Source organism: Mycoplasmopsis mucosicanis, from assembly GCF_006546935.1.
Lineage (GTDB): Bacteria > Bacillota_I > Bacilli_A > Mycoplasmatales > Metamycoplasmataceae > Mycoplasmopsis > Mycoplasmopsis mucosicanis.
Map to the genome: position 1 here is coordinate 53,747 of NZ_SMDN01000001.1, position 13,029 is coordinate 66,775.

13 protein-coding genes are annotated in these 13,029 nt (G+C 29.0%); 10 read left to right on the forward strand and 3 right to left on the reverse strand.

Features of this window, described 5'->3' with window-relative positions:
* The first annotated feature begins 26 nt into the window (after positions 1-26).
* Genes E1I18_RS00230 through E1I18_RS00245 form a run of 4 tightly spaced genes read left to right on the forward strand, consistent with a single transcriptional unit; the run spans position 27 to position 4,580 of the window.
* Positions 27-1,721 carry a ring-infected erythrocyte surface antigen domain-containing protein gene (locus E1I18_RS00230; RefSeq protein ID WP_141483603.1) on the forward strand — a complete coding sequence of 565 codons (1,695 nt, stop codon included), beginning with the start codon at positions 27-29 and terminating at the stop codon, positions 1,719-1,721.
* A 2-nt stretch (positions 1,722-1,723) separates the two neighbouring features.
* Positions 1,724-2,062, forward strand: coding sequence for a thioredoxin family protein (locus E1I18_RS00235; RefSeq protein ID WP_141483604.1), 339 nt, complete (start codon positions 1,724-1,726; stop codon positions 2,060-2,062).
* A complete protein-coding gene (locus E1I18_RS00240) occupies positions 2,062-3,780 on the forward strand; it encodes a GIY-YIG nuclease family protein (RefSeq protein ID WP_141483605.1) in 1,719 nt (572 codons plus the stop codon). Before E1I18_RS00235 ends, E1I18_RS00240 begins: the two co-directional genes overlap by 1 nt.
* Positions 3,780-4,580: a hypothetical protein gene (locus E1I18_RS00245; protein WP_141483606.1), complete on the forward strand. Its 801-nt coding sequence runs from the start codon at positions 3,780-3,782 to the stop codon at positions 4,578-4,580. The genes E1I18_RS00240 and E1I18_RS00245 overlap by 1 nt, the downstream gene beginning before the upstream one ends.
* A 29-nt stretch (positions 4,581-4,609) precedes the next feature.
* Here E1I18_RS00245 and E1I18_RS00250 read toward each other — a convergent pair whose 3' ends face one another.
* From E1I18_RS00250 to aspS, 3 genes are all read right to left on the reverse strand, one after another.
* A complete protein-coding gene (locus E1I18_RS00250; protein ID WP_141483607.1) occupies positions 4,610-5,302 on the reverse strand; it encodes a hypothetical protein in 693 nt (230 codons plus the stop codon).
* Between the two features lie 141 nt (positions 5,303-5,443).
* On the reverse strand, positions 5,444-6,394 hold the full coding sequence (gene pip, locus E1I18_RS00255) for a prolyl aminopeptidase (protein WP_141483608.1): 951 nt from the start codon (positions 6,392-6,394) through the stop codon (positions 5,444-5,446).
* Positions 6,395-6,431: 37 nt separating this feature from the next.
* Positions 6,432-8,138 carry an aspartate--tRNA ligase gene (aspS, locus tag E1I18_RS00260; RefSeq protein WP_141483609.1) on the reverse strand — a complete coding sequence of 569 codons (1,707 nt, stop codon included), beginning with the start codon at positions 8,136-8,138 and terminating at the stop codon, positions 6,432-6,434.
* 391 nt (positions 8,139-8,529) lie between these two features.
* Between aspS and tuf the strand changes: the two genes are divergently transcribed.
* The 6 genes from tuf (at position 8,530) to E1I18_RS00290 (ending at position 13,024) form a co-directional block, all read left to right on the forward strand.
* The gene (tuf, locus tag E1I18_RS00265) at positions 8,530-9,720 is read left to right on the forward strand and encodes an elongation factor Tu (RefSeq protein WP_141483610.1); all 1,191 of its coding nucleotides are present in this window, start codon (positions 8,530-8,532) and stop codon (positions 9,718-9,720) included.
* 159 nt (positions 9,721-9,879) lie between these two features.
* Positions 9,880-10,275 (forward strand): tRNA (adenosine(37)-N6)-threonylcarbamoyltransferase complex ATPase subunit type 1 TsaE, encoded by a 396-nt coding sequence (tsaE, locus tag E1I18_RS00270; protein ID WP_141483611.1) that lies wholly within the window; start codon positions 9,880-9,882, stop codon positions 10,273-10,275.
* Complete coding sequence (locus E1I18_RS00275; protein ID WP_141483612.1) at positions 10,275-10,832, forward strand: hypothetical protein; 558 nt, start codon at positions 10,275-10,277, stop codon at positions 10,830-10,832. Before tsaE ends, E1I18_RS00275 begins: the two co-directional genes overlap by 1 nt.
* Positions 10,832-11,776, forward strand: a complete 945-nt coding sequence (gene tsaD, locus E1I18_RS00280) for a tRNA (adenosine(37)-N6)-threonylcarbamoyltransferase complex transferase subunit TsaD (RefSeq protein WP_141483613.1) — start codon at positions 10,832-10,834, stop codon at positions 11,774-11,776. The genes E1I18_RS00275 and tsaD overlap by 1 nt, the downstream gene beginning before the upstream one ends.
* A 145-nt stretch (positions 11,777-11,921) precedes the next feature.
* The gene (locus E1I18_RS00285; protein WP_141483614.1) at positions 11,922-12,161 is read left to right on the forward strand and encodes a YdbC family protein; all 240 of its coding nucleotides are present in this window, start codon (positions 11,922-11,924) and stop codon (positions 12,159-12,161) included.
* Positions 12,162-12,223: 62 nt separating this feature from the next.
* On the forward strand, positions 12,224-13,024 hold the full coding sequence (locus E1I18_RS00290) for a GNAT family N-acetyltransferase (protein WP_141483615.1): 801 nt from the start codon (positions 12,224-12,226) through the stop codon (positions 13,022-13,024).
* The last annotated feature ends 5 nt before the right edge of the window (positions 13,025-13,029 follow it).

Genomic DNA, 13,029 nt, shown 5'->3' on the forward strand with positions numbered 1-13,029 from the left:
ATAATTAATTAAAGTATAATAAACATATGAAAAATATTGCAACGGAAAAACCCGTCATTTATAAACCTTATTTTGCAAAAATTGAGCAAAAAAAACAAAATGAAATTATCGCTACTCAATCATTAGGTATAGGAGCTGAATTCATTAAGTTTTTCTTGCTTGTTTTGCTTGTTTCTATATTGCTTTTATTTCAATTTTCACATCATTTAATCAAAGATGATGCAGTAGTTTCAAAAATTGAAATAATATATAAATATTCTTTAGGTTTATCGTTTGGTAATTTAGCTTGGTTTATTGTTTTTGGTATTTTTGCATCACTTGTAATCAATTGAGCTGAAGCAATATTGAAAAAATATTACTGCTTTTGACTCAAACATTACACTCGAGTAGATTACTGAATCATTCGCAAACGAGTAAAAATGTTTTTATGAATGAATATACTCGTTTTTGTGTTGATTTATCATTGATTCTTGGTTTCACAAAGACAATTGAGTTCAAATTTTGTCTATAATAGTGAAGATCTAAAAAACATTTTTATAAGAGGATGATATTGATCTTTTACACAAGATTCAAGTAGCAATAATTTAGGTCATATAGGAATTTTTCTTGATAGCATTCTAAACATTTTGCACATTGTGGCAGTAAGTCCATGACTAGTATTAACATTAATTTTATTGATTCAACTATTAGCTTGATTATATTTACTTACACTTAAGCCATCTACCTACTTCAAATATTTTGCAGGTAATAAAAACCTAAAAATTGTTAAAGCTCAACTCAAAAAAATCAATAATATTTTTCACTACACAAATGAAACTGAACGTTATTTAAACTATTTAATACTTTCAGCGCAAGTACTTGAAATTGATATCAACACAGTTTCGATGAATAAATTAATTAAATTAATTAAAAAAGACATTGATATTGTTGCTCAAAACCCTTTAACATCTAAGTTTTTCATTAAACCACAAAAACTTAAAAAACGATCTAGCGATCAAAATGATGAGTTTGTTGAAAATATTGACCGCGAGTTAAATAAAAGCAGTATTGATGAACATGAAGATAATCAAGTAGTAATTATTGAAGCACAAACAAATAGTGAAATTTCCCAAAACACTGATAATTCAGTAGTTTTAGAAGAAAACAACAATTATTTAACACATTCAAATAACACAGAAACTCAAGATAATAATATTGAAACTAATAATCACGCTTCTAATGAAGAACATGAAGAAGAAATAGCAGATTTATCAAAAAATGTTGATAGCACAGAGACTAGTATCCAATTAAACACCAACACAGTTGAGCAGTCAAATTTAACCAACAATATTGACAAGACCATTGAACTAAACAGTGTTTTAACAAGTGAATTCATTGCAAATCAGACAATTAAAGACATCACAAAACCAGAAACACAAACCGAATCAATAGTTATTAATGTCAATAGTGAAAATGCTCAAACAAGTGATAAATCAACTAGAAAAATAGGATTTATAATTCCAAATACTGAAGAAACAAACATTGAACATGACGAACAAAAAAATGACGTAAACACACAAAAAACAGTAGGTTTTGTCAATATAGACACATCTGAATTCAATACAGTTGAGACTGAAAAAACACAACAAAATGCAAATGAAACTCATTCTTCAGTTAACAAAAAAAATAAAAATTGTATAGAACTTGATGATGGTGATTGAGAAAGTCCTTTTGAGGCTTAAATATGAAACAGTTAAATTGAGATGAAGCACAACACATAATAAGCGACAAAAAAAACAAAAATAAAGTTTTTTTTGTAGTTTTTACTATGCATAATCAATTTGAATCAGCAGTCATGGAATATATTTACGATGAGATTTTTCAGGACTTCAAAAACGAAGGTAATGTTAAATGTATTCAAATTGATATTGATGAAGCAAAAATTTATCAAGATCTCAATGATAAATATCATATCCTTTCAGTTCCAATATTTTTAATAATCCAGAACAATCAAATTAAAAAACGTGGTATTGGTTTTTATCCTAAAGAAATTATTGTTGATTTCATTGAGGAGCATTTATAGTGTCCAATTTCATTAAAGAAAAACTAAAAACAGTACCTAAATTACCTGGTGTTTATTTATGAAAAGACGCAGAAAACACTGTAATTTATGTCGGAAAAGCAAAAAACTTGAATCGAAGAATGAATCAATATTTAGAAGGATCAATAAACTCCTATAAAACTCATGCAATGGTTCAAAAAATTTCAGATTTTGAAATTTTTATAGTTCGAAACGATAAAGAAGCATTGCTTTTAGAAAAGCAATTTATTGAAAAATATAATCCAGAGTTCAATATTTTGCTACTTGATGACCGGCGTTATCCATACATAAAAGTTGAACTCAAAAACGGAAAGCTTGATATTTTAATTGTGCGTAAGATTACCAAAAAAGAGAGCTCGTCTATATTTTATTTTGGCCCTTTTCCACAAGGTTATGGAGCTGGAGTTATTCTTAAACTTCTTCAACGTGAAGCATTTTTTGAAAATGGTCTTAAGATAAGCAACACAGACATTGAATTTTGAAAACAAAAATTTCAACACATTAAGAACATAATAACATTCCAAAAAAAATATATCCAAGAACTTAGACAAAAAATGTTACAAGCAAGCAATAAATTGCAATTCGAAATTGCTCTAGACATTAAAAACAGTTTGCAATACTTAGAAAAAATTTCGCAAGAACAAATAATTGAGTTAAAAAATTTTCAAAATATTGATGTTTTTGCTTTCAAAATAATAGAAAATAAAATGCATCTTACTGTGTTGTTTTATCGCCATGGTAATCTAATTGGAAATGACAACTTAAGTATTGACCTCTATATTGATGAGTATGAAACGTTATTGAACTTATTTAATGCATATTATTTGAATACAATTAAACCTGATGCAATAATTCTTGACAATAATCTAGAGCATTATAACTTCCAAAATGCAACTGATTTTAAATTTATATTCCCTAAAAGTGGAAACTATGAAAAAATAATGCAGTTAGCATACTTAAATTTAGAACAATATTGTTCTAAAAATATTGCTCATATCAAGAGCATTGAAGAAAAAAACTTCACATTGACAAAAGAACTATCAAAATACACAAATGGAAAATTGTGTTCAAAAATTATTGCATTTGATAATTCAAATTATGCAAATACTCTCCCTGTTGGTGTTGCAGTTGCGTATGTAAATGGCTTAAAAAACAAGCATTATTATAGAAAATTCAATCATTTTTCAATAGAATCGCGACATTCAGATGTTGAATATATGCGTCAAAGCGCTTTAAAATATTTTACAAATTTAGAAAAAAATCTTACACCTGATTTAATAATTGCAGATGGAGGTCTTGCTCAAGTTCACGAAGTTAAGCGAGTATTAAAAGAACTCAATCTAAATTTCAGTGTAATAGGTCTTATAAAAGATAATTATCACCGAACCTCTAAAATTGTTGATGTTAATGAAAAAACTAGCATCATTAAGCCACAAAATCTCAAAAATTTCCTTGCCGCTATACAAATTGAGGTTGATAGATTTGCAAAATCTCACTATCATAACCACAAAAAAATATCATCACTTGAAGGAAAATTGCAAAGAATTAAGGGTTTAGGTGAAAAATATGAGCAAAAATTGCTACAATACTTCAAGACATATACAAATATTTATAATGCATCATTCGATCAACTCTGTTTAGTGGTTCCAAAAAACATCGCTAAGAAAATTTTTGATAAAGAATATCTGAAAGGAGATTAATGAATTTTAATCTAAACACAGCCAATGGTGCTAATACTGAATCAATAATTAATCCAATAGGTTTTTTTACTTCAATCAATACATTAAACTCTTTAGTTGTTCTAATCTTACTAGCGCCGCTCATTGCACAAATTGTTTTTTGAAGAAAATTCAATAAAATGCATAAATATTTCAAAGAAAATAACTTAATTTTGGAATTCGTAAAGAAAGATCATTGAATTGCATTTTTAAAATTTATTATTCTTGGTGTTGTTGGTTTTGTTGTTCTTTTATTGACTTTTGTTATTGGTGAAAGTGCTTTTAAAAGCACTACATTATGACAAGAAAGTCGTTATGGTTTACTCATTTGTATTGGTATTATTGCTTTAATTTCTATAATCGGTGTTATCCAAATGGCGATTTCATACAAAAAAATACACATAAACACAAGTTTTGACTGAGACAAGGTACTTGAGTACACAACGCAACATAATCTTAGTTTTTCAGTTCAAAAATTAGAAATCAGATGACTTGATCCAACAACAAAACAGTATGAAAAACAAAATCAAAAGGATGTTGTTGCTGAGTGAAAAAGAGTTGTGCATAACACTCGCTCTTTTTCAAAAGAGATTAAAGTACCAACAAAAATACTCAAATACTGACTAAAAAAAACAGATACATTCTTCTTTAAATTCGAAACACTTCCACAATATAAATATTTATTAGTTGCTTCAGCAGTTCTTAATCAACTCAATGAAGATGGTATCATTAACAATTTAGAAGAATCAATATCTTCATTTAAACAAAATGAATTTAAATAAATTAAAATTGGCTCACTAGCCAATTTTTTTTAAATGTGTGCTTTAACTCTCGATTTACATGACTTTTTAATTAGTGATATTTCACCATATTGATCTCAACCTTCAGCACTTCAGTCAATCTCTGCTTGTGAATATAAATCAGAGCTATCATTAACAACCGACATTATATTTCTAAGAACTTCAACATTAAAAATAGCTGATAAATATTTAGTAGTCAATGTAATTGTGTTTAAGTAGTGTTCATAATCAGTCTGGTCAATTGACTCTAACAATACAATTTTTAACTCATTTTTGTGTGTTTTGGTCAAATCTGCATTTGCAAAATGACTTAATTTTGCACCTTTAGATTCATAAATTAATTCACCTTTTTGTTCAACAAGAGATAGACCGCTTTTAAAATCACTTATATCAAAACTGCTGAATGTATAACCGCTTATTATTGAAAGCATATTTAAAACATTCTGTAAAATATCTTTACCATCAAAAGCATCTTGACCTTGTTGAAAGAGATTGTTATATGAATTCAACCCTATTTTTTTGCACACGAATTCACTTTGGTATTTACTTTGAGTTGCTTCATCCATTAAAAAATCAATTGCAAGAGATTTCAATTCATTGTATGCTTCTTGGTTTTGAACGATATTAGAACTTTGGAATTTGAATGCTGTGATGGTAGCTAATGGAAAGTTTTTAAAAAAACTTGTTTCTATTTTTATATACACATAACCCCTTAATTTTTATTTGTTTTTTAGCAAAATATTGTCGTGTTTTAGTAATTCAACACAATAAAATAAAGCTTTAAGGTCGAACTAAATTGTCAATATGAATGCAGACTTATTATACAAATAGAACAAAAAATAATGCTAAAAAGTTAATTTTTGCATTATTTCTACCAATGTTTTTGCAATTTTTGGTTCTCGCTGTGTGTGCGCTGTTTTACTCAACATATAAAGTTTTGAATTCAATAGAGCTTTATGTAATTCATATGCACCTATTGGTCTACAGTCCAAATCATAAACACCATGGACAATATGCGTTTCTATGTGTTTAATTTTGTCTACATTGTTCAAAATGTAATTTTCTTCCATAAAACCATTGTGTTCAAAATATCAGTTTTCTAGATAAGCAATCTCAATTGTTTCACGAATATTTTTGAGTGGATTGAATTCTAATTTATTGACACTAATTAAACACATTTCTCATTTTGCTCACTCAATACATGTCTGAGTTTTGAGTTGCTCATTAGTTGAGTTCATTAGTTCAAAATATTCATGAACCTTGTTTAGAGTATGAGTTTTTTTACTCAATAGTGAACAAAATTGATCAAATTCTTCAGGTTTAAAATAACTTGCACCTTGTTCAAAGAGTCAGTCAATGTCTGAACGACGATTTAAATAAATTCCTCTCAAGACCATTTTAAGAACATTTTGAGGGTACTTTATAGCATAACAAAGACTGAGTGTTGTTCCTCAAGAACCGCCAAAAAGTACTCATTTTTCAATGTTTAGGGATTTTCTTATTGCTTCCATATCTTCAACCAAATAATCAGTTGTATTGTTAGTTGTGCAAATTGATGGAGTTGATTTACCACATCCACGTTGATCTATAAGGATTATTTTATACTTCTGTGGATCAAAAAATCTACGACAAACTGCAGAAGTACCACCACCAGGACCTCCATGAACATACACAACCGGAATCCCGTCTGGATTCCCACTTATTTCATAGTAAATTCTATGTTTAGAATCATTAGGCGAATAAAAACCTGTGTGATATGGTTCAATTGCTGGATATAAATATTTCAAGTAACTCATAAATTAATTCTAATACAAAAAACGATTAACACATATGTTAATCATTTTTGACTTCTAAAAATAGTTCATCAAGTTGTTTTTTATCAACTGAATTTGGAGCTTGAGTATAAACGTCTTGAGCTTTTGCATTTTTAGGGAATGCAATTACATCACGAATACTTTTTTCATGACAAAGAATCATCACTAATCTATCAAGTCCTAAACCAATTCCACAGTGAGGTGGAACACCATACTTAAATGAATTAACAAATCAGCCAAATTTTGATTGTTGTTGTTGTTCATTCATTCCTATCATTTCAAACATTTTTGCTTGTGTTTTAGCATCATAGATTCTTGCTGAACCTGAACCTAATTCAAAACCATTGAGTACTAAGTCATAGCTTCGAGCCATTATTTTTTCATAAGGGAGATTGTCTAACTCATTTAATTCATGGTCAAATTGTGTAAAAGGGTGGTGTGCTGCTTGTCAAGTATTGTTTTCTTCATCGAATTCAAACATTGGTCAATCAGTAATTCAAGATAGATGATATTCATCAGGTTTTGCATACTCAAACATTTCATTTAACTCAACACGAACTGCGCCAAGTGCTTTTGAAGCATTTTCAAATGAATTAGCCACAATGAAGTATGTTCCATCACCTTTGTTCACTTTTTTGATTAATGTTTGACAAGATTCATATATTTTGTTTGCAAAATTTGTATGAGTGATTTCACCGTTTTCCAACACAAAGTAAAACAAAACATTTGCTTTGTTTTTTGTTGCTATTTCTGAAAGATGTTTAAAATCTTTTTTAGAAATTTTAGTATCCACATAAAGCAATCTTTTTGATTGTGCTTCTTTTATAATATTGAAGTCAGTGTCGTTTGCAAAATCATTAATATCTTGAATTTTGTAACCAAATCTTAAATCTGGTTTATCTGTTCCATAATCACGTAATGCATCAAAATATTTAACTCTTTGAAGTGGTGTTATTAATTTAAGGCCAAGTGATTTAAAGATGTGCACAAATAATTCTTCAATGTATTTTTGGAAATCTTCAACATTCATAAATGATGCTTCAATATCTAGTTGAGTAAATTCTGGTTGTCTATCCTTACGTCCGTCTTCATCCCTAAAACAACGTGCAAATTGATAATATCTTTCAAAACCAGACACCATTAACATCTGCTTAAATAATTGAGGACTTTGTGGAAGTGCTCAAAATTCATTTTTTGTTCTTGTTGGCACCAAAAAATCTCTTGCGCCTTCAGGTGTAGAACGTGCTAACATTGGTGTTTCAATATCAATAAAGTCATTTTTATGCATAAATTCACGTACTGCAAATACTAAATTATTTTTGAGTATTATGTTGCGTTGCATTTTTGGTCTTCTCAAGTCTAAAAATCTATATTTTAGTCTTAAATCTTCTTTTACATCAATATCATCTCTAATTGCAAAAGGTAATTCATCAAGTGAAGTGCTAAAAATGTGAAATCGTTCAACAATAACTTCTATTTCACCAGTTTTCAACTCTTTATTAACTGATTTACGTGCTGCAATTTTTCCCTCAACCTCAATAACACTTTCTTTAGAAATGTGAACATCTTGATTAAAAACACATTGAACAATTCCGCTTCTATCTCTTAAATCAATAAAGGTTAATTCACCAAAACGTCTTTTGTTAGCTATTCAACCTTGTAGGACAACTTGTTCTCCTATGTTTTTGCTTGATAAATCATTATTATTAATATATTTTGTTTTCATTTTATACTCCTATAAAAACTAGATTAAATTATATATTAAAGATTTTAATCAGTGCTTAAATTGTGAATATATTCAATAGATAAATTAATATTTAGATTTGAGACTCTATAATTAAAAAATTCTTTACTCTTAAGTCGAGAATTAACCAAAAGTACTCAAAAACGTGTGTATTGGTAAAATTTTATATCAAAACACGAAAAATAAAAATATAAAAAAATTACGATTTTGCCTTCATAATTTATTTTTATGTTTTTTTGCTTTCTTTGTTAAAATATTAATGCTATTTTATAATATTTATATATAGCTAATGGATAGGATGTGGATGAAAGGCCATACTTAGGTTGGTTTAGCGCTAAACAATTAATTATTCTAATGAAAGGAAAATAATAATATGGCAAAATTAGATTTTAACCGTGATAAAGAACACGTAAATATTGGTACCATTGGTCACGTTGACCACGGTAAAACCACTCTTACAGCTGCTATTGCTTCAACTTTAGCTAAAAAAGGTTTAGCTGAAGCTAGAGACTATGCTTCAATCGATAATGCTCCTGAAGAAAGAGCACGTGGTATTACAATCAATACTTCACACATTGAATACGAAACTGAAAAACGTCACTACGCACACGTTGACTGTCCAGGTCACGCTGACTACATCAAAAACATGATTACAGGTGCTGCTCAAATGGATGGTGCTATCTTAGTTGTTGCTGCAACAGATGGTGCTATGCCTCAAACACGTGAACACATTCTACTTTCTAAACAAGTTGGTGTTCCACGTATGGTTGTATTCTTAAACAAATGTGATATGTTAGCCAAAGAAGAAGAAGAAATGGTTGACTTAGTTGAAATGGAAGTTCGTGAATTACTAACAAAATATGGTTTTGATGGTGATAACACTCCATTTGTTCGTGGTTCAGCTGCTAAAGCTCTTGAAGGTAATGCAGAATACGAAGAAAAAATCATGGAACTTATGAATGCTGTTGACACATGAATTGAAACTCCAGTTAAAGAATTTGACAAACCATTCTTAATGGCTGTTGAAGACGTATTCACAATCTCAGGTCGTGGTACTGTTGCTACAGGTCGTGTTGAACGTGGAAGATTAAACCTTAACGAAGAAGTTGAAATCGTTGGTCTAAAACCAACTAAAAAAACTGTTGTTACAGGTATGGAAATGTTCCGTAAAAACCTTAAAGAAGTTCAAGCAGGTGACAACGCAGGTCTATTGCTACGTGGTGTTGAAAGATCAGCAATCGAACGTGGTCAAGTTCTTGCAAAACCAGGATCAATTGTTCCTCACACAGAATTCTCAGCTCAAATTTATGTACTAACTAAAGAAGAAGGTGGTCGTCACACTCCATTCTTTAAAAACTACAAACCTCAATTCTACTTCCGTACAACAGACGTTACAGGTGGTGTTGAATTTGAAGCTTCACGTGAAATGGTTACTCCAGGTGAAAACGTTGAACTTAAAGTTAAACTTATTGCTCCTATCGCAGTTGAAGAAGGAACTAAATTCTCAATTCGTGAAGGTGGACACACTGTAGGTTACGGTAACGTTACAAAAATTATTAAATAATAATTTACACACAACAAAAATCAGACATATTTGTCTGATTTTTTTCTTATCATACTGAAAAACGTGTATTTTGGTAAAAAAGTAATGTTTGCAAAATATTAAAAAAATTAAACCTATAAAAGGTAAAATTAATAAATAATAAGTATAGAATAGGTAAATATGGAACAGATTTTTGTAAGCAAAATGAATGAAAATATTGATTATATAGCTAAATATGTTTTAAATAATCTAACAAAATCCAAAATAATATTGCTTAACGGTGATTTAGGTGCAGGTAAAACAACTCTAATCAAATCACTTGCAAAATTAATAAACATTAGTGAGCCAATAACTTCACCAACGTTCAATTACATGAAGAATTATGATGGCTTAATTCATATTGATGCATATAATTTAAGTGAAAGTTTAGATGAATTCGAAGATTATTATCTAGACAATATTGTAGCTATAGAATGAGCTAACAACATTAGTCATAATTACTCAAATTATCTAGATATACATATTAGTTTTGATAAAGATAATAATCATATTTTTAATATCAGAAAGGTTGAATAATGAAACTATTTCTAGACACAACTGCTAAAGATTTTGCACTAGCTTTATTTGACAATAATCTAAAACTTATCAACAAAATCATCATTTCTGACCAGCCAAAAAAAGTAGATCTAATTACTGAATATGTGCCTAAAATATGCACTGATTCTAATGTAAACATACACGAAATAGACACTTTTTACACTAATTTAGGGCCAGGACTTTTTACCGGTGTACGTATATCGCTTGTTTATTTACGAACAATTACACTAATAACAAATGCAAAAATAAAAACAGTATCAAGTATGCAAATTTTACAACGTCAAAATCCTTTGCAACGTGAATTCAATATTAATGCTATGGGGAATAAATATTTTAATTATTTTGCCCTAAATACTCATTTTTCAGTAGATTTGGTAAAAGTTGTTCAAGGCGAACTTACAAATTATGATCAAATAGACTATGAAGAATTATTCAATAATTTTGCAGTATATGAAGACTTATTTATTGAAAACAATGAACCAATAAACATTGAACCATACTACATCAAACAACCACAAATAGGGAGCAAAAAGTAATGAAAATTTTAGGTATTGAAACAAGTCATGATGATACTTCAATTGCACTGCTTGACGATGGTAAAGTTATTGAAATGCAAACAATAAGTCAAATTGATGTTTTTAAAGAGTTTGGAGGCACTATTCCTGAATTAAGTTCACGTATGCATGTTAAAAACATCAATTTAATTCAAACAATTTTTCAAAAAAAATATGACCTAAACGATATTGATTTGATTGCATATACTCAAAAACCAGGTCTAATTGGTACATTACAGATAGGATATTTATTTGCTGCTGCATTGTCTTTTTGTCTTGATAAGCCACTAATGCCAATTAATCATCTTGAAGGACATTTCTTTTCAAATGCGATTGAGCAAGAAATTAAATTTCCATCACTTTGTCTTCTTGTTTCTGGGGGTCATACTCAATTAATGTATGTTAAAAATCCTTTAGATATAACAATCATTGGGCAAACATTAGATGATGCGGTTGGTGAAGCATTTGATAAAGTCAGTTCAAGAATAGGTTTAGGTTTTCCAGGTGGCCCTAAAATTGATAAAATTGCACGCAATTACACAGGCGAGTATATAAAATTTACTTTCCCGCACACTGAAAATGAATTTGATTTTAGTTTTAGTGGTCTAAAATCTCAAGTTATTAACTATCACAATACAAAAAAAATGCGTAATGAAGCAGTTGACAACACTCAAATTGCAGCTAGTTTTCAAAAAACAGCCGTTGATTATCTCATAAAGAAAACAAAATTAGCACTTCAAAAGTATGAAATTAACTCTTTGGTTCTTGCTGGAGGTGTGAGTGCTAATAGCGAATTAAGAGAAAAATTCTTAAAATTAAGTCCAAAAGCAATTGTGCCTAATTTAAAGTATGCTACGGATAATGGAGCAATGATTGCAATGTGTGCATATAAAATTAAAGAATTTGAATCAAAATTAAGAAGTTAATTTTACCTATACACACATTTTTGAGTACTTTTGGTCAAAATTTTGTCTAGAAGTAAAATAATAATTATTTATTTATTATTAAAATATATATTATAATATACCAAAACAATATAATATTCTATATAAATATTAAAAAGGAGGAGTTATGGCATACAAGAGACCAGAAATAACAAATAAAATTGTTAAACATATTGGTAATATCAGCGAAACCGGAAGCACTTATACTAAAGAATTGAATTTAGTGTCATGAAACAATGGTGAGCCTAAATATGACATTAGAGACTGAAGTGAAGACCATGCACGTTCTTCAAAAGGGATTACTTTAACAATTGAAGAACTTAAAAGACTTAAAGAACTTCTTGATGAAGAACTTAAAAGTATTTAATAATTTATAAAACTAGGCCTGCAAGGGTTTTGTTTTTATATTATGTAAATAAAAGGAGAGAAATGATTAGAAAAGCACATAAAGATGAATACAATTCCTTAATGGAATTTTTGCAATTAGACAGCGATAACAATTTCTTTTTAATCGGTGATTTAGAAACATTTGGAATTGAATCAAAAATTCACTGCTATTATGTGTATGAAATTGCTAACAAAATAGCTGCAGTATTGTTAAGATTTAATCAAACTTTTCTTTATTTCGATCCAAATAACAAGCTTTCATGAGATCAAATAATCAATTTTGCTAGTGAGCATAAATTAAACAATATCAATATTTCTGAAAAAATGTTTATTCATAACCAGCAACACTATATGAGCAATTCATCATTTGTTATACATAAACAATATTTAGCAAAACTAACTCAAAAAACATCAATTGACACTAGTGGAGTAGTTAAGGCTCAACGAGAAGATATTGAAAATATTGTCAAATCTCGTTTAACAATTGCTGAATTTAAAGACTTTTTCAATACTTTTGATAAAGAAATGCAACTATATCTTGAAGCTTATGATGCTGGTGTGTCTAATCCTTTTATTATCAAAGATAAAAATAATACTGTATTAAGTTGTGCAACTGTTCAAATCAATGTTACTGATAGAGCATTTATTGGTGGTGTTTATACAATTGACTCACACAGAAAACAAGGGTTAGCTTCAAAAACTGTTGCTGCTCTTGCAAATTGAATAATTGAACAAAACAAAACACCTATGCTCTTTTACCACAATGAAAAGGCAGGCAGAATTTACCAAAATTTAGGTTTTAAAAATATTGGTATATTGTATACAATTGTAATTAATTATTAAGGGGG